At 43.5% G+C, this 18937-nt stretch carries 13 protein-coding genes and 1 pseudogene; all 14 read left to right on the top strand.

All coding sequences use genetic code 11. The features are described from left to right. The first annotated feature begins 10 nt into the window (after positions 1–10). The 14 genes and pseudogenes from BM210_RS06000 (at position 11) to BM210_RS05935 (ending at position 18839) form a co-directional block, all read left to right on the top strand. The gene (locus tag BM210_RS06000; RefSeq protein ID WP_371263429.1) at positions 11–1090 is read left to right on the top strand and encodes an extracellular solute-binding protein; all 1080 of its coding nucleotides are present in this window, start codon (positions 11–13) and stop codon (positions 1088–1090) included. 24 nt (positions 1091–1114) lie between these two features. Beyond that, on the top strand, positions 1115–2215 hold the full coding sequence (locus BM210_RS05995; RefSeq protein ID WP_091165594.1) for an ABC transporter ATP-binding protein: 1101 nt from the start codon (positions 1115–1117) through the stop codon (positions 2213–2215). Beyond that, positions 2212–3867, top strand: a complete 1656-nt coding sequence (locus tag BM210_RS05990; RefSeq protein WP_091165593.1) for an ABC transporter permease — start codon at positions 2212–2214, stop codon at positions 3865–3867. Before BM210_RS05995 ends, BM210_RS05990 begins: the two co-directional genes overlap by 4 nt. A 145-nt stretch (positions 3868–4012) precedes the next feature. Then, positions 4013–5713: a sensor histidine kinase gene (locus tag BM210_RS05985; RefSeq protein ID WP_091165590.1), complete on the top strand. Its 1701-nt coding sequence runs from the start codon at positions 4013–4015 to the stop codon at positions 5711–5713. Then, a complete protein-coding gene (locus tag BM210_RS05980) occupies positions 5706–6485 on the top strand; it encodes a response regulator transcription factor (protein WP_091165588.1) in 780 nt (259 codons plus the stop codon). The genes BM210_RS05985 and BM210_RS05980 overlap by 8 nt, the downstream gene beginning before the upstream one ends. A gap of 77 nt (positions 6486–6562) precedes the next feature. Further along, positions 6563–7645 (top strand): nitric oxide synthase oxygenase, encoded by a 1083-nt coding sequence (locus BM210_RS05975; RefSeq protein WP_091165585.1) that lies wholly within the window; start codon positions 6563–6565, stop codon positions 7643–7645. 301 nt (positions 7646–7946) lie between these two features. Beyond that, positions 7947–8852 (top strand): annotated as a pseudogene (locus BM210_RS05970) (ABC transporter permease). Between the two features lie 59 nt (positions 8853–8911). Continuing rightward, a complete protein-coding gene (locus BM210_RS05965) occupies positions 8912–9793 on the top strand; it encodes a carbohydrate ABC transporter permease (protein WP_371263435.1) in 882 nt (293 codons plus the stop codon). Positions 9794–9826: 33 nt separating this feature from the next. After that, positions 9827–11335, top strand: coding sequence for a type 2 periplasmic-binding domain-containing protein (locus BM210_RS05960; RefSeq protein ID WP_091165581.1), 1509 nt, complete (start codon positions 9827–9829; stop codon positions 11333–11335). 63 nt (positions 11336–11398) lie between these two features. Then, entirely contained in the window at positions 11399–12304 is a 906-nt protein-coding gene (locus BM210_RS05955) for a family 43 glycosylhydrolase (RefSeq protein WP_091165578.1), read from the top strand. A 60-nt stretch (positions 12305–12364) separates the two neighbouring features. Further along, entirely contained in the window at positions 12365–13270 is a 906-nt protein-coding gene (locus BM210_RS05950; RefSeq protein ID WP_091165576.1) for a glycoside hydrolase family protein, read from the top strand. Positions 13271–13392: 122 nt separating this feature from the next. After that, positions 13393–14109: a phytanoyl-CoA dioxygenase family protein gene (locus tag BM210_RS05945; protein ID WP_091165573.1), complete on the top strand. Its 717-nt coding sequence runs from the start codon at positions 13393–13395 to the stop codon at positions 14107–14109. Between the two features lie 526 nt (positions 14110–14635). Continuing rightward, a complete protein-coding gene (locus BM210_RS05940) occupies positions 14636–17824 on the top strand; it encodes an NEAT domain-containing protein (RefSeq protein WP_091165570.1) in 3189 nt (1062 codons plus the stop codon). 163 nt (positions 17825–17987) lie between these two features. Next, the gene (locus BM210_RS05935; protein WP_177237653.1) at positions 17988–18839 is read left to right on the top strand and encodes an AraC family transcriptional regulator; all 852 of its coding nucleotides are present in this window, start codon (positions 17988–17990) and stop codon (positions 18837–18839) included. Positions 18840–18937: the final 98 nt, after the last annotated feature.

Here is an 18937-nt window from a genome sequence, read left to right as displayed (position 1 = left end):
GGCGAACGTATTGAAAAAATGGTTTAGTTTAGTCGCGTTGGTATTAACGATGAGTCTATTGGCAGCATGTGGTCAATCGAATACGAGCAATACGGGTACTGCCAGTACTCCAAGCACTCCGAGTGCGCCAAGCGCTCCAAGTACGCCTAAGGGTTCGACCAAGCTGGTTGTGTATACGCCTAACAGCGAGGATATCATTAATGCGTTAATTCCTATGTTTGAAAAGCAAACAGGTATAACGGTTGAATTGGTTTCAGCTGGCACAGGTGAATTAATAAAGCGCTTACAATCAGAAAAGGCAAATCCATACGCTGACGTCATGTTTGGAGGCTCCAAGGCTGTATTATTAGGTAATAGTGATTTGTTCGCCAATTATGTTTCTCCCAATGATAAGGATCTATTGGAAGGACATCGGAATGATTCAGGATTTTTGACTCCATACGTTTCTGATGGCAGCGTCCTGTTGGTGAATAAGAACTTGGTTGGAGATATCAAAATTGAGAGCTATGAAGATTTATTAAATCCCAAACTAAAAGGTAAAATTGCATCGGCGGACCCGGCAAGCTCCAGCTCAGCTTTTGCCCAATTAACCAATATATTATTGGCCAAGGGCGGAGATTACACGTCTGACAAGGGCTGGAATTTCATGGGTGAGTTAATTAAGAATTTGAATGGCAAAATCGCCAGCGGCTCCGGTGCTGTTCATAAAAGTGTGGCTGACGGTGAATATATAGTGGCATTAACTTATGAAGATCCATCTGCAAGCTACGTGAAAAGTGGCGGTCCTGTCAAAATTGTTTATCCTACTGAAGGAGCTGTATTCCTCGATGCGGTTGCCGGTATCGTAAAAGGCGGCAAAAACGAGGAAAATGCCAAGAAATTTATGGATTTCATTATTTCACAGCCAGCGCAAGATGCATTTGGTACTCAACTCACTAACCGGCCTTTGCGTACGAATGCTAAGCTCGGAACTCATATGAAGCCGATGAGTGAAATTAAATTGATCCAGGAAGATAATAAATATGTACAAGAGCACAAGAAAGAGATCATTAGTCGCTACACAGATACGTTTACCAAATTGCAAAAATAAACATAACGAAATAGGGTGGTACAGATGAGCGTTACCATATCATTCCAGGATGTTGTTAAGAAGTATGGCGATACGAAAGTAATTCCTGAGCTGACATTGGATATTAAGCAGGGTGAGTTTTTCACCCTGCTTGGTCCTTCAGGATGCGGGAAAACGACGCTCTTGCGAATGGTTGCCGGGTTTAACTCCATAGAAGGCGGATCGATTCGCTTTAATGACCGCGTCATTAATCAGGTAGCACCTGGCAAGCGGAATATCGGCATGGTGTTCCAGAACTATGCAATCTTCCCTCATTTAACAGTCAAGGGTAATGTAGCCTTTGGATTGGAAAATCGCAAACTATCAAGGGCTGATATTGAAAAGAAAGTGGAAGAGGTATTGAAAGTCGTCCAAATCGATGAGTATAAGGATAGACTGCCCCAAAATCTATCAGGCGGGCAGCAGCAGCGGGTAGCGTTAGCCCGAGCTATCGTGATTCGTCCCGATGTACTGCTAATGGATGAACCCTTGTCAAATCTGGATGCCAAGCTTCGCATAGAAATGCGTAATGCGATCAAAGAAATTCAAAATACCGTTGGCATTACCACTGTCTACGTGACGCATGACCAAGAGGAAGCGATGGCAGTCTCGGATCGGATTGCGGTTATGAAATCAGGTATTATTCAGCATGTTGGAACACCTCAGGAAATTTATCAAAGGCCTGCTAATATATTTGTTGCAACCTTCATAGGCCATACCAACATCATGGAGGGCTCCCTGTCAGTAGTTAATGATGAGTACAGGGTCCATTTCAGTCCGACCTATGAAGATCGAGTACGGAATATTAAGGTGCCTGTATCGAGTAGTGAATTACCAGTTAAAATATCTGTCCGACCCGAAGAATTTATCATTTCTGAGGATGGTACAGGAATCAAGGCAACGATTGTCAGCAGTATTTTTCTTGGGCAAAATACCCATTACTTTGTTGATTTAGAAACGGGCTTACGTGTTGAAATTACAAAGGAATCCACTACTGGCAACCTGTTAAAGCCTGGAACTAGGGTTCATTTGAAGGCAAATATGGATAAAGTGAATGTGTATGATGAGCAGGGTGAGATTAATTATACAGGGGCCATCAGCCTATGAATCAACGAAGGCAGCGGTTTGATGTATGGATGCCCATTACGATTCTGATCTTTCTCGTCTATATGGTATTTCTGGCTTTTCCATTGTTTACTCTGCTGATCAAAAGCTTTATCAACGGAGAAACGGGTGCGTTTTCCCTTGCTTATTTCGAGAAGTTTTTTAGCAAACAATATTATATGAATGCGTTGTTTAATAGCATCAAGGTAACGACCTGTGTTACCGTTTTATCTGTAGTGATTGCAGCGCCATTAGCCTATATCATGTCTACAATTAAGATAAAGGGCAGCGGCACTATTCAAATTTTAATTCTCATTTCATCCATGTCAGCCCCTTTCATTGGTGCCTATTCATGGATTCTCTTACTCGGAAGAAACGGGGTTATTACAAACTTCGTTAAGGGAGTACTGGGCATTCCGATGCCGGATGTTTACGGATTTACCGGAATCGTGTTAGTGCTGACGCTTCAGCTGTCACCGCTCGTATTCATGTATGTATCAGGGGCGTTAAAGAATGTAGATAATTCTTTAATGGAAGCAGCGGAGAGCATGAACTGTACCGGAATCCGCAAGATGTGGAAGGTATTGATTCCGCTGATTACGCCTACATTGCTTGCAGGCGGGATGCTCGTATTTATGCGTGCGTTAGCTGATTTTGGTACGCCGATGCTGATTGGTGAAGGGTACAAAACGATTCCTGTGCTCATCTTCACCGAGTTTATTAGTGAAAACGGTGGTGATGATGGTTTTGCAGCTGCCATTAGCGTACTTGTGGTCATTTTTGCAACATCGATTTTTCTGCTGCAAAAGTATATATCCAACCGCAAATCGTTTACAATGAGCGCTCTTAATCCGATACAGCCCAAAGAGAAGAAGGGCTTGGGGAATATCGTTGTTCATGGCATTGTTTATGTGTATACCGCCATCGCTTTGCTGCCGCAAATATATGTGATGTACACCTCTTTTTTGAATACGTCAGGACGAATATTTGTTGTTGGTTATTCACTAAACAGTTATCGGTCCGCTTTTTCCAAGATTGGAGATTCTATTGCGAATACGTTTATTTTAGCAGCGATTTCGATCGTGATCATTGTCCTCTTGGCCATCCTAATCGCTTATGTGACGGTTAAGAGAAGAGGCGCTGCATCCAATATATTAGACGTGTTTACGATGTTTCCTTATATTGTTCCAGGCTCGATACTCGGTATCGCGTTACTGGTTACCTTTAATCATAAGCCGCTAGTCTTGAGCGGTACGGCAATTATACTGATTGCAGCCTTTGTCATTCGGCGACTCCCCTATACGATTCGTTCAAGCGCAGCTGTGCTGCATCAGGTAAATGATAGTATAGAGGAAGCAGCAATTAGTCTTGGAGCCTCTACCATGAAGACATTCTTCAAAATTACGCTGCCCATGATGATTTCAGGCGTGATAGCTGGAGCGGTATTAAGCTGGATTAGTATTATTACAGAATTAAGTACTTCGATCATCTTATACACAGGGTCTACGAAAACCATGACAGTGGCCATCTATACAGAGGTTATCCGTGGTAACTATGGGGTGGCTGCAGCGTTATCAACGATGCTTACTATCATTACTGTCCTGTCGCTGCTTTTGTTTTTCAAATTGTCAGGTAAGAAGGACATTACGATGTAGACACTTCAATCTCTTAAAATCCTTGATCTTTCGGTTGGTTCCTGCGGTAAGCAGGGCCAGCCTTATTCTTCTTGTTTATGGATATGAATGTAAGGTATGATAATAGTTCTAGTAATAAAATTATATCAATGCGGGATGTGGAGGTATGGAGGCTAACAAGAACAACTTTAAGGAGTCCACGCGTCGTTTGTTTTTAATGTATACCTTTATGCCGATTATCGTGTTGTTTATCTTATTCCTGCTCTTTACGATTATCAATAATAAATTCATATTGGCGAAAGTAACCGAGGAAGCCAATGGAACGATCAATCAATCCATGTCGAAGGTGTACAACGATTATTATAAAGAAATTAACCGAATGGCCGCCCTGCCGCTTGTTATCGATTATGTCCGTACACGATCCAATGGCCAAGATGTGTATGAACAATTTTATGAATTCAATAATCAGCAAAAGGTAAAAGGCGTGCTTCATATCATTGATATGAAGGGCATATTTGTAGCATCCTCCGCTCCTTCTAATGCTTTGATCGAGGAGTTGATATTCAAGGATATTGTACCCCGTATCTCCGCTATACCCACATCAACGCTGACCGAAACGAATCACATCTCTTATTCACTCGATCGTTATACGGTCTATACGTTCGGAAAAGCTATCCTGCGCAACAATACGGTAGTCGGTTATTTGGTTTATCAGTTATATGAAGAAGATGTTCAGAAGCTCATATTTGTGCAAAATAATGAAATAGCGGTCATAACCGATCAGCATAACACGATTATAGCTACGACTAACAATATTGCTAAAGGGTTAATGAACAAATTCAATCCTGTGTACGATTCTCAAGGCTACATTCAATTAAATAATGGCAAATATTATGTAAGCCGATCGAATATCCCATTAACTCAAATGAACGTGTATACGCTTAATTCTCTTCAGCTTGAAAAGTATTCGTACCTTTCATTGACGGTGTTTATTGTTGTGGCAACTATTTTGTTATGGATACTGCTCCATTTTCTGGCGCACAAAATGTCTTCGCGAAATACACAATCGATTGATAAATTGTTATTTGCCGTAAATAAGCTTCAACAAGGCCACTTGGATGCTTACGTTGAAATCAAAACCGGAGATGAATTTGAAACCTTAGCGAATCAATTCAATATTATGCTGAATCGTCTGAATGATTTAATGCACAAGAACGAGGAATTATCGAACCTGAGGCGAATAATAGAGGCCAAGCAGCTGCAATCCCAATTTCATCCACATTTTATTTTTAATGTACTGGAGACTTTACGTTATGCGATTGTTGTGGACAGCCAACAGGCGCAGGAGATCGTCATGATCCTCTCAAGGCTGCTGCGATATAGTATTAGTAATGATGGACAAACGGTTTTAATGAAAGGCGATTTGAATCATGTGATCGATTATTTGAAGCTGCAGCAAATCCGCTTTAAAGATCGATTAACTTATACGATAGATGTATCTGACGAAGGGCTGGGTGCCTTAGTTCCCAAGCTTCTCCTGCAGGCCATTATTGAGAACTCTATTAAATATGGGTATCAGCATCAGGAGGCATTGTTTATCTCGATTCGCGGAAATGTAGTAAATCAGGACCTGGTACTTGAGGTTGTGGATAATGGTGATGGCATGGACGAGCGAAAGCTCATGGAGATCAGGGATATTCTGAGCAGTCCGAATAATCAGACCAAGCATATTGGACTCAACAATCTTCATCGCCGCTTAGTGCTGTTATATGGTGAGGAATACGGCATACAAATTCAAAGCTCCCCAGGCTCAGGTACGTGTGTAACCATCTTAATTCCCTACGAAAAAGGTGAAGAAAGTGTTTAAAGTATTGCTTGTGGAAGATGAGGAAATGATACGCAAAGGCTTGCGCTATACATTTGATTGGTTGGGGTCCAATTGTATTGTCATCGATGAGGCTGCGAATGGAATGGATGGTCTTTCGAAGATCATAGAATTGCAGCCGGATATTGTTATCGCGGATGTCAATATGCCCTTAATGGATGGAATTACGATGATTGAGCGTAGTGTCGAAGCGGCTACCTGCAGCTTTATTATCATTTCGGGATATGATGAATTCCATCTGGCCCAAAAAGCCGTACATTTGGGAGTTAGTGAATATTTGCTTAAGCCCCTGGAGCAGCATCAATTATTTGAAGCTTTGGAGCGGGCGAAGACTCAAATTGAACTTAAGAAAAAATATCAATTTATTAAGAACAACCCGAATCAATTGGATGAGGTTCTAAGTGCTGCTATGCTGAACACGCCCACCAAAGCCTCCAAGTATGTAGCCCAAATGATTACGTATATTCAAGAAAATTATGCGGATCGGATCAGCATTCAAGACCTAGTCAAACAGCTTGGGATTAGCTCTACGTACTTGAATCAGAAGTTTAAATCGGAAACGACCTATACGTTTAATGAATTCTTGAACCGTTACCGGATTCAAAAAGCCATGGATCAGTTAAAGACGGGTAATGGCAAAGTATACAATATTGCCTCAGATGTCGGCTTCAAGGATTACAAATATTTTATTAGCATTTTCAAGAAGTATGTGAATATCACTCCAAGCCAATTCCAAGATAAGTTTAAATCATGACAAGACCTGCCATTTGGAATAAACACCTGTTTCTACTATAATAAAGAGCAGAATCAGGACAGGAGTACGAATTCAATATGAGCGTATATCACAACTTAGAGGAAGCCGAGCGTTTTATTCATACATATTATAGTGAGACCGGTAGAACATCGGATGAAATGGATCAAAGATTCGTGGAGATCCGGCAAGCCATAGCCGAGCAGGGCTTTTATGAGCATACGCTTGAAGAGCTGCAGTATGGTGCTAAGCTCGCATGGCGCAATAGCAACAGGTGTATCGGCAGGCTATTCTGGGAGACTTTGCACATTATGGATGCTCGTAGTCTGGAGACGGAGGAAGAAATCGCGCAGGCGCTTTTCCGTCATATCGAATATGCTACGAACAGCGGTCGGATTCGTCCGACGATCACCATTTTCAAGCCCGCTCTTCAGCCTGCGCAGCAGATTCGCATTATGAATCACCAGCTTATTCGTTATGCGGGTTATGAAACCGATGAAGGGGTAATTGGAGATCCGGATTCGCTTGTCATCACGAAGCTTTGCCAGGAGCTGGGCTGGAGGGGAGAAGGTGGTCCCTTTGATGTGCTTCCACTCCTTGTAAAAATCGGTGATGGAGTGCCAAGACTATTTGAAATTCCATCATCTCTCATACTGGAGGTTCCACTAACCCATCCAGAGATCACGGGTTTTGCCGATTTGAATTTACAATGGTACGCAGTGCCCATCGTTTCTAACATGCGACTGGAGATTGGAGGCATTCATTATACGGCGGCTCCTTTTAATGGCTGGTACATGGGTACTGAGATCGGAGCTCGAAATCTGGCCGATACCGGGCGTTATAATATGCTGCCCAAGGTAGCGGCCATCATGGGACTGGATACGAGCAGGGACTTTTCCTTATGGAAGGACAAGGCATTGGTCGAGTTAAATATCGCCGTATTAGATTCTTTCAAGCAGCATGGCGTAGCCATTGTAGACCACCATACAGCCGCTCAGCAATTTATGAGATTTGAGGCGAATGAACATAAGAATGACCGTCAGGTCACCGGGAATTGGTCATGGTTAATCCCACCGTTATCGCCTGCAGCCACACCTATTTTTCACCAGCATTATGCCGATACGATTGTAAAACCGAATTTTTTTTATCATGACAACATATAGATTGTTCAGCGAGCTGAGCATTTTATCTGATCGGAACCCGGGAACTTCCTTCAAAGGAGGTTCTTTTTGTTATCTACAAGGATTATCTGATCTGCCGCAATGATTATTAATGCTCAAAATAGCTCTAAAACCAGTATCCACCGCCTCTTTGACAAAATCATCTGCTGCTGTGATTGTAGACTATCACTTACCAAGTCTATAAAGTATGGATTACAGACAAGTGAACATACGACGGATGAATTGGGAGTGAAACAAGATGCAGGCTGTATCTGAAACGAAACGATCCATTTCAGATTCAAAAATGAATTCTTTTAAACGAAGGCTCAAACGGCAAAAATGGTTTTTTATTATGCTGCTGCCGGGGCTGCTGTACTTCCTTATTTATAAATATATGCCGATGTGGGGTATACTCATTGCATTTCAGGATTACCAGCCTTTCCTCGGTTTTTTTGGGAGCAAGTGGGTGGGACTCAAGCATTTTGAGACGTTCTTTGGAAATGAGGCGTTTTGGCAGCTGTTCAGAAATACATTCATTCTGGCTGTGTATAATATTGTTTTCTTTTTTCCGTTACCGATTATCATTTCACTCATGCTTAATGAAGTGCGAAGAGATCTATTTAAACGATGGATTCAAACGCTTATCTATGTACCGCATTTTGTATCTTGGGTTGTCGTAGTCGGAATCAGCTTTCTGTTCTTTTCGACAGAGGGCGGTATCGTCAATAGTATGTTGAACAGTATGGGAGCGGAGCCGGTCAAGTTTCTGCTAAGCAAGGATTGGTTCCGAACGATCATTACCTCGCAGGTCATATGGAAGGAAACCGGCTGGGGCACGATTATTTTTCTAGCTGCGCTTGCGGGTGTTGATCCTGGGTTATATGAAGCTGCTCGTATGGACGGGGCTAACCGCTGGAGACAAATGTGGCATATTACACTTCCTGCGATTCGCAGTACGATCATCATTTTACTTATATTGCGGATCGGTACTTTTCTGGATTCGGGCTTTGAGCAAATTTTCCTGATGGTAAATCCTTTAAACCGTGAGGTTGGGGAAGTGTTTGACACGTATGTGTACACGACGGGAATTTCGCAAGGGAAGTTCAGCTACAGTACGGCGGTTGGTGTGTTTTAATCGATCATCGGACTGTTGTTGGTGACTGGTGCGAACCGTTTGGCCAAAAAGTTCGGAGAAGAAGGTATATACTGATATAAAGCTTGTGCTAACGATCCCAGCTTCCGTTGGAAGCTATAAGGAGATGCTTACCGATCATGGTAGAAAAACAACTATCCAGCAGACTACTCGACGGAGTTAACTACTTGCTGCTGCTTGCTATTGCTGCTTGCTGTATCCTGCCATTCATTTTTATTATCGCTTCATCACTGACAGCACCCGAGGAATTGATCACAAAAGGGTTTATCTTATTCCCTACCAAATTCTCGCTGGTCGGTTACAAGTATATTTTATCGACAGACATTATTTTATCGAGTCTTGGCGTTTCGATATTCATCACGGTGGTCGGGACATTGGCTAATTTGCTATTTACCGCCTTGATGGCTTATCCGCTGGCGCAGAGAGAGTTGATGGGCGTCAAGCTGTTCATGAAGCTGGTTGTATTTTCGATGCTGTTCAGCGGCGGGATGATTCCTACGTATCTGGTAGTGAAGGAGACAGGGTTGCTCGATAATGTTGGTTCCCTCATTATTCCGGGCTTGATCAGCGCCTTTAATTTGATTATTATGCGCAGCTTCTTTCAAAATTTGCCTGATGGTCTGGAGGAAGCAGCGCGGATTGACGGCAGCAGCGATGTGGGGATTTTGTTCCGGATTGTGCTTCCCTTGTCGGCGCCAGTACTGGCTTCACTCGCTTTATTTTATGCGGTAGGGCATTGGAACGCTTACTTCAATGCCGTTCTATATATTAACGACAGCACGCTATGGCCGATTCAGGTATGGCTCAGACAAATCGTTATTCTATCGCAGGCAGGAATTGGAGATTCTACGAATTTCGGTGAAGATTTTGTCGCTCCACCAGCGGAAACGATTAAGATGGCGGTTATTGTGCTTTCGACACTGCCGATTCTGATTGTATATCCGTTTCTGCAAAAGCATTTTGCCAAAGGCGCGTTATTGGGGTCAGTAAAAGGCTAAACTAAAACTACAGATGAAAGAGGCGATTTTACTATGAAAAAGAATGAAACTCGTAAATTTGCAAAAATGATTAGCATTGTTTGTTTGACCTGCATGTCAGTGTCACTGCTGGCAGCCTGCACGAGTAAAACCGAAAAACCTGCGGGACAACCGGCAGCAGGCACACCCGCCAAACCGTTAGAGCTTCAGATTATGATGATTCAACAAGGTGCTGAGCCGCCCAAGAAGGACAGTCCTATTCAGAAAAAGATCGAGGAGTATACCAATACGAAGCTTGATATTATCTGGGTACCTGGGGCGGGTACAGCCTATGATGACAAGGTTAGTGCAACGAATGCTTCCGGTAAGCTGCCTGATGTAATGCTGATCCGTAAAACGAAGGAATCTGCCATGCTGAACGCGCAAATGTCAGGCATGTACTGGGATTTGACGCCATTTATTAAAGACACGAAAAACCTCAGTAAAATGAATCCGGTTGCAGTTAAAAATGCGAGCGTCAGCGGCAAGCTGTATGGGATCCCTCGGGAGCGCGTATTGGCTCGTTATGGGATGATATTCCGCAAGGATTGGTTGGATAATCTGGGATTGCAAACACCGAAAACGGCCGATGATATTTACAATGTGGCCAAAGCCTTCACGTTGAATGATCCTGATAAGGATGGCAAGAACAATACGACGGGTATCCAGGAAGACGCTACGATGGAATTGTTGAAGCAGCTGACCATTTATAATGGGGGTCCGAATGCTTGGGGACTGAAAGACGGCAAGATTACACCGGATTTCCTCTATCCAGAGTTCAAGAAATCGTTGGATCTCTACAAAAAGATGGTTAGCGAAAAGCTGATCAGCCCGGATTTCCCGATTGCCAAAAAATACGATTACTTCAATCAAGGTAAAGCAGGCATGTACTTCTCTGTAATTGATGATGGCGGTTCCCGCCATTTGGATATGGTTAAAGCGAATCCGAAAGTGGTCGTTGATGTTGCTCAAAATTTCGATGGCCCGCAAGGACAAAAGGTAAGAGGTACACTCGGCTACGATTCCCTGATTGTGATTCCGAAGTCAAGTGTAACGACAGAAGCCAAAATGAAGCAGGTGCTTGCGTTCCTCGATAAATTGGGTGATGAAGAGATGCTCACACTGCTCAATAATGGGATTGAAGGCACCGACTACAAGGTTGAAAATGGAGCAGCCAAAAGAGTCGATGGCTCGCAGCTATCTGGAGAGTTTGTTAACTTAAGATGGGGCGATCAGTACGGCGGGATCAAGATTACTAAAAATGCAGTTGAAACCAAGATTGACAAAATGTTCGCTGACAATAAAGGTATCGCGGTTAATGATCTAAGCGCTGCTTTATTATCCGATACTAACACACAAAAAGGCGTGGACTTGAAAAAAGCAATTACGGATGCACAAACCAAGTTTGTTCTAGGCGAGCTGGATGACAAAGGCTGGAGCGATGCAGTAGACAAATGGGTTAAAGGCGGCGGCGACAAGATCATGGAAGAATTTACAGCCGACTATAACAAAAACGCTAAATAAACAGAATGGGAAGCATCATCTGTAATACTGCGAACCCATCATGACAAAAAGGAACAGATCACAATGATGAAAATGCCGGAACTGCCGCACGTCCTGACACCTTTTTTGGACTATCCGATTCGTGATACCTCTATTTGTCTAGGGGAAGACGGTACCTATTACATGACCGGAACGACCGGGTTTCCCGATTGGTGGGCGGTGACAGGAGATATTCAGCTGTGGAAGTCGCTAGATTTAAAGCATTGGACACCGCTGATTACGGAACCGCGCAAGCGGACGACCGTATGGAATGTGGATCGGGACGGTACGTGGCAGAAGGAAATTCAGCTGCGCGACGGAGCGCCGTTCCGTCCCCTCTGGGCACCCGAGATCCATTATTTAAAAGGCACCTTCTGGATCACCTACAGCATTCCGCGGCTTGGAAACGGATTGCTGCGGAGCCTCAGCGGCAAGGCGGAGGGACCTTATGTGGACAACATGAAGGTCGATGCACCGATAAGTCCTCATATTGATGCTTCACTTTTTCAAGATGATGACGGTCAGGTATACTTCTTATGTGATAATGGTAAAATTGCGAGAATGAATGAAGATTTGACGGCATTGGCAGAGGAACTGCAGCAGCTAAAACCTGCCAATGCCGAGCATGTCGGCTTCGAAGGAACGTTTCTGTTTAAAGCAGAAGGACGATACCATCTGGTCGGTGCGGATTTTGTAGACGGTGATTATCACTGCTTTGCGGCAAGCTCTGATCAGCTGTATGGTCCGTATGGCGACCGATATGTAGCGATTCCGCACGGTGGGCATAATACGATTTTTCAGGATAAAGCAGGTCAGTGGTGGAGTACATTTTTTGGCAATAACGACAGTGCTCCGTTCAAGGAAAAGCCGGGTGCGTTTCGCATCGAATTCGATGTGAACGGACAAATTCGGCCTATAAAGAAATCCGAAGACTTTAGGCCAAGTGCTTGAATCAGCCTCAGCTTAGATCGGATCTCATCAATAGCTTGATGTATGAATGGAGGGATGAATTTGGCTGTCTTGAGACTGGATGAAATATCATCACCTATTTTGCTGCAAGGCAATAGCCGGATCGCTTACCGCGATCCGGCTGCAATGCATCATGAAGGTGTATTCAGGTTGTTTTATACGCTAACGGAAACAGAGCCGGATGGAAGTATATACATGTATACAGCTACGAGTGAAAGCAAGGATTTGTTGACGTGGAGCGAGCCAAGGAAATTGACACCGAGAGACCGAAGCTTGAATTATTCCAGTCCTGGCAATGTGATTCGCTATCAGAATCGTTGGGTGATGTGTCTGCAAACCTATCCGCGACCAGACGGTGAGAAGTATGGCAGCCGTGACTCCCGAATCTGGACGATGACGAGCGAGGATCTTGTGAACTGGGCAGAGCCGGAATTGCTGTTGTTAAAAGGCCCAGAGGTTCCCGCTGAGCAAATGGGACGGATGATTGATCCTTATTTGATTAAAGATAATAAAGATTCGGGGAAATGGTGGTGCTTTTACAAGCAAAATGGGGTAAGTCTCTCGTACTCCTATGATTTAGAGAACTGGACTTATTATGGAAACGAGCGTGCTGGAGAGAACGTGTGCATTCTCCAAATAGACAATGAATATGTGATGTTCCACTCACCCGAGAACGGTATCGGAGTGATGAGATCATCGGATTTGAAAAGCTGGACGCATCAAAACCGTTTGCTGACCTTGGGGCAGCAGGAATGGGAATGGGCAAAAGGCAGGATTACAGCGGGTTTCGTATTGGATTGTAAGCAGGTTGAAGGGATTGGAAAATTTCTGATGTTCTTTCATGGGAGCGGTCCTGAGGACGAGCAGGTCATCTTTGATACACACGCTTGTATTGGAATCGCTTGGAGTGATGACCTGATAGAGTGGCATTGGCCGAAATCGAATTAGAACCCGCCATATGATGAACTAAGTCTCATGAACAAAAGTACAACTAATTGATTGGATTGAAGCAGTGAATAAAGTGTTTCTTTGCTATATTTATTGCAAACCAATCAAGGAGGATTCAACCCATGCTAATGACCAACGCATCGAATTTTGTATTGACTGAGGAAATGATTGAACAATTTTATCGCGAAGGTTATTTCTACGCACCCGGATTTTTGACCCAAGAAACGGTTGATAAAATTAACCAGGAAAATGCGGAATTTGCAACCCAGCAGTCCCATGATGGCAAATGGAAGTCCAATCCGACTTTGAGCTTGGCTAAAAGTCAGGCGCAGTTCCCGGAAACAGTCAATTTCCTGAGCAATACAACAATTATTGAATCCTTTGAACGCATTTTGGGTGATGATGTTAAGCTGTGGATGGGGATGTATGCAGTGGTTCCTCCCCGTGGTGAAGGCTTAGCCTGGCATCAGGATAATATGTACACCCATATTCTGGGGCATATGCTTAATGGCTTTGTCGCATTGGATCATATCACTCAAGAAAACGCTGGCTTGTGGTTGGCACCTAGATCCCATCGCTTGGGTCGCCAAAAGGATCTGAATGAAGCTGGAGAAACGCATCGCCGTGCTGCTGAACCGGAAAATGGAATAGCCTGCAAGCCTATGGCTCCCGGAGATGCTGTTATTTTCCATAGGGAAACGCTGCATCATAGTAAAACCAACCATACTGACCTGCCAAGAAGAGCATATGCTTTCCAGGTGGCATCGGCCGTCTGTCGATATGCCGAGACTGGTAAGCTGCTGACAGACCGCGAAGATTTGTCACCTTACAAGAGGTGATTGTACTGCTGCATGAATTATTATGATTTAATTGTTGTGATTAATTCATGTTAAGCTACTCATGGTTGTATAACGTGAGTAGCATTATTTTTTTCAGAGGCATCAGATTAGTGGGTAGAGGGATTGCCAATGCTCAGCACGGGTTGAACCTATCATCCTTCAGAAATTAAAGTGAATAATTACACATTAAATTAAATAATATTGAAAATGATTCTCATTGTCAATGATAAAATTTATAACAAATTTTAATGCCACCTATCAAGCACAAATATATTTATTTGGGGGTTGACAATTATTTGCTCCTTCATTTATTATCGAAATTGTATGCATACGGCAATCCATTTATCTCGGTATACGTTAGGAATGAAGATTGATTAGCAAATACAAAGTGAATAAGAAGGCGTAATAATATTTTTTTTGTGATATTAATGAGAATGATTATCGTTATTATTTAAAGGAACTATTAGCCCTTGCTGAGTTTTATCGGTGGCCTATCGAAGCTGCTTATTCGTAAAGGAGAGATACTGTGAACGCGCAATATAAGAAAGTCTTGTCAAGCTTACTCATCCTGTTTGTCCTGCTAGCAGGTATCCCGCTTCCGGATGCCATGGCGGTCAGCAACAATCCTATCGTACAATTAGAATCTACCACGACTTCGGTCTATGGCGGAAATGTGAGCGATAGTGTATATCAAGAGTTGAACTTCACAGCCTTGCATGCAACCAAGGATCAAGCTTCCACCATGAATACTTACTTTAACAAACCAGCCAAATGGAAGATTGTGAATGGCAAGAACAAGGTATCGGTCACGATCAATGACAACAAGGCGGTGCCAAGCTTCAAAGTAGAGCAAAACGGTGCTTTGGTGGAAACGACTGTAGTCAGCACGGATGTAGCAGCGAATACAAGAGTGGTTGAGTTTGAAGTGAGCGACATGACGGCATTTTTGAATGCTATGGTACATGTGTCTAGCCAACTCACTAATGGATCGTCTTATGAAATGGATCATTCGATTCGCTTAAAATTTGATAACGTGATGTTTAAAGGCTATTTACAAGCACTCATAACAGAAGCTCAAGCCTTCCATGATGCAGCTGTAGAAGGAACCAATAATGGCCAATATCCAATAGGTGCTAAGAGCACATTGCTAGTGGCTATTAACGTAGCCAAGGCAACAGCTGGCAATGCAACCGTAACCCAGCCGCAAGTGGATGGAGCACAGGCATCACTGCAAGCAGCATTGACTGCGTTCAAAGCAGTGGTAGTTGTTGTCACTAACCCGGGGACAGGAACGGGAGGATTAGCTGACGGTCAGTATGCAATCAACTACAACATTTACAAAAAAGGCACGAATGAGAATTCGGTGATGTACGATTACGTAGACAAGAGCAGTGGCAAATTGACGGTTGTCGGCGGTAAACAATACGTTTCGTTTAATTTGCTGCAAAGTGCTGAAATCACTTCGTTCAAGACTGAGCAGGCTGGAGTTTTGAAAGAAGCGGATATCGTAAGCCGTGATGCCGTTAACAACTCCCGAGTCATTAAATTCGAAGTCAATGATTTGACTAAACGATTGAACGGATGGGTGAAAATTTACTGGCAGGTGACGCCGACTTTCTTGTATGACAATGATTACGATGTGGAGCTTGTTTTTTCCAGTATAACCTCCGAACGAGATTTGAACTTCACAGCGTTGCATGCAACCAAGGATGAAGCTTCCTCCATGGATAAGTACTTTAACAAACCAGCGAAATGGAAGATTATGAATGGCAAGAACAAGGTATCGGTCACGATCAAAGAAAGCACGGTGGTGCCGAGCTTCAAGGTTGAGCAGAACGGTACTTTGGTCGAAACGACTGTAGTCAGCACAGATGCAGCAGCGAATACAAGAGTGGTTGAGTTTGAGGTGAGCGACATGACGGCGTTGCTGAATGCAGCGGTACATGTGTCTACCAAACTCCCGAATGGATCGCCTTATGAAATGGATCATTCGATTCGCTTGAGATTTGATATTGTGAAAACAATCTCCTTACAAGCACTCATAGCAGAAGCTCAAGCCTTCCATGATGCAGCTGTAGAAGGAACCAATAATGGCCAATATCCAACAGGTGCTAAGAGCACATTGCTAGTGGCTATTAACGAAGCCAAGGCAACGGCTGGTCTTACAGCTGCAACCCAGCAGCAATTGGATGGAGCACAGGCATCTCTGCAAGCAGCATTGACTTTGTTCAAAGCAGCAGCAGTCGATAAGGCTATTGATTTAAATAAGCCGGTTAAAAACGGTGAATACAGCTTTACCTTCAAAGCAGCAGTGTCAGAGGATGGTTCCGGAACTCCAATCAGTAACTATGTCGCCAATGGAGGCACTCTGAAAGTTGTTAACGGCAAGAAAATGGCAGTAATTAAATTAAAAAGTGGAGTAACGGTTTCGAAAATTCAACTTATTAAAGCTGATGGCACCATATCCGAGTTATTGCCGCAATACTCACTTAAACAATCCGGGATTGTTAGAGTACTGGCTAATGAGGAAAGCACCAGGCAGGTAGAGTTCGAAACTGAGGATTTGACAGCTACCTATGCACTTCAATTAACCGGTTCAGAAGGGGAAGCTCATACCTTTAAACTGGTATTTGACAAGGTCATTCCAGTCAATGTACCTGACGAACCAACAACGCCAACAACGCCAGGCACAGGCAACTCTGGAGGCGGCTCTGGAGGCGGTTCAGCTGCAGTGTCATCTACGTTGGTTGATGGCAAGTACAGTATGAACTTCACGATTTTCAAAAGCGGAACTGATGAGAAATCGGTCATTGAGGAGTATGTGACAAGACCGGGTATTGTAAGGATTATGGGTGGGAAGCCATATATTTCTTTTATCCTTAAACAAAGTAAAGAAATTGCTGAGTTTAGGGTTGAGCAAAATGGAAGCTTGTCAGAGGTTAGTGTCCTCAGCAAGAATGATGTGACGAATACACGTGAGATCGAATACGAAGTAAAGGATTTATCGGCGAGATCAAAAGCTTGGGTCAAACTGGATGAGACGGCACCCAATAACATCCAGTCCTATGAGGTTGAAGTAGCGTACGATAAGTCCAGCATGAAGGCCATTGATCAGAATGCAACCTTGACCTCAATCATCGAGGGTAATCAACCAATGGTTAATCCAACAGCAGGGCAGACCATTCTAAACGATATCCAGAACCATTGGAGTAAAGCAGCTATTGAGCGTGCATTGGCACTTGGTATCGTAAATGGGTATGAGGATGGTTCGTTCCGCCCTGACGGTGAAATCAATCGTGCTGAATTTACGGTAATGATCAGTCGAGCGCTTAAATTAGAGGGTAAAGCTACCGAATTAGCTTTTGCTGACCTCTCTAGCATTCCAGAATGGGTGAAACCACACTTGGCTCAGACAGTAGGTGCAGGTATTATTACGAGCTATGAGGATCAAACATTCCGTGCAGACCGCAAAATTTCCAGATCGGAAATTGCTGTGATGGTGGGCAGGGCATTAGAGCTTCCTACTGATGGAAAAGAAATGCTCTCGTTTGCAGATGCAGAACACATTCCATCTTGGGCACGTCCGCATGTTGCTGCTGCTGCCAATAAGGGAATCATTAACGGAAGAGACAATAATTTGTTTGCGCCAAATGCGAGTGCAACCCGTGCAGAAGCAGTTACCCTAATTGCCAAGCTGCTGGACCAAGTCAAATAGTTATAACTAACTAATATCCGTTTTATACACGAAGGATACCGGGTGACTGGTATCCTTTGTGATTTTATGAATTTTGGAATCGCTTTCATGTTAAAAAGAGTTCTGCTATACTTAAAGGCTGACAAGTATTTCAGCTTCAGCTGGGATGATGGAGGGAGCAGCTATGTTTTACGATGATATTCGGTTGGACGATGAACTTAATTTTGTCAAAAAAGTCGGTACTTTAACCGAGCACGAGCTGCATGTTCATGATGCGCTTGAGATTAGCATCGTGCTAAAAAATAATGTGAAATATCATCTGAGCGACCGTGATTACCATGGCAAGCCTGGCGATGTTTATGTGTTTCGTCCTTTTGAGCCGCACTGGAATCTGGCTGAGGATGGCGATAAACCGGTGGAATGGACGATGGTGTTGTTTGCCCCTTCCATTGCAAGATCCATTCCAGAAGGGCATAAGCTGCTGACGCCATTTTATGCAGCTGACAAGTTTTCGCCATTAATTCCTGCGCATACACCGTATGCTCAAGCCATACAACACGCTTCCAAGCTTGCGATAGCCGAAGGGGAAGAGCAGCTTCCCGGGTGGAGAGCCAAGCAATTTCTTTATTTTATCGATATTCTTGTTATGATATTCCGCTATTATGAAGCTATGCAGCAGGCTGAATTAGCTAATTCAAAAACGGACCAAGGGATCATTAATGTCATTCAATATATGCTGTCCCATTTCTCCGAGGATATCGATATAAATGATATGATTGTGATGTCCAATCTGCGAAAAACATTGTTTTATAAAAAATTCAAAGGCATTACGAATCTTTCCCCCAATGAGTTTATTAGCCGCCTTCGATTACAATCTGCGGTCTATCTGCTGGACCACACGACCAAATCGATCACTGACATCGCTTTTGAATGCGGGTTCCATTCCTTGAGTTACTTTAATAAGCAATTCAAGCTGTACAGAGGGATTTCCCCCAGAGACCAACGCAACCAGTTGAAAACCAAACGAGAGCTGTAGATCCAAGATACTGCTTTCTGTATTTCCCCCGTTTTTTGCTTGAACAGCGCAAACATATGCTTATGGGACAGATGAATCTCCTTGGCGAGTATGTGGAT

It is taken from the genome of Paenibacillus sp. 1_12, assembly GCF_900114475.1.
GTDB lineage: Bacteria > Bacillota > Bacilli > Paenibacillales > NBRC-103111 > Paenibacillus_S.
This window is presented reverse-complemented; position numbering and strand designations above follow the sequence as displayed.

Coding starts and splice junctions, on each gene's coding strand:
- BM210_RS05995 (WP_091165594.1), top strand. CDS start 1,115: ATGAGCGTTACCATATCATTCCAGGATGTTGTTAAGAAGTATGGCGAT.
- BM210_RS05955 (WP_091165578.1), top strand. CDS start 11,399: ATGATGAAAATGCCGGAACTGCCGCACGTCCTGACACCTTTTTTGGAC.
- BM210_RS05945 (WP_091165573.1), top strand. CDS start 13,393: ATGCTAATGACCAACGCATCGAATTTTGTATTGACTGAGGAAATGATT.
- BM210_RS05985 (WP_091165590.1), top strand. CDS start 4,013: ATGGAGGCTAACAAGAACAACTTTAAGGAGTCCACGCGTCGTTTGTTT.
- BM210_RS05975 (WP_091165585.1), top strand. CDS start 6,563: ATGAGCGTATATCACAACTTAGAGGAAGCCGAGCGTTTTATTCATACA.
- BM210_RS05935 (WP_177237653.1), top strand. CDS start 17,988: ATGTTTTACGATGATATTCGGTTGGACGATGAACTTAATTTTGTCAAA.
- BM210_RS05990 (WP_091165593.1), top strand. CDS start 2,212: ATGAATCAACGAAGGCAGCGGTTTGATGTATGGATGCCCATTACGATT.
- BM210_RS05960 (WP_091165581.1), top strand. CDS start 9,827: ATGAAAAAGAATGAAACTCGTAAATTTGCAAAAATGATTAGCATTGTT.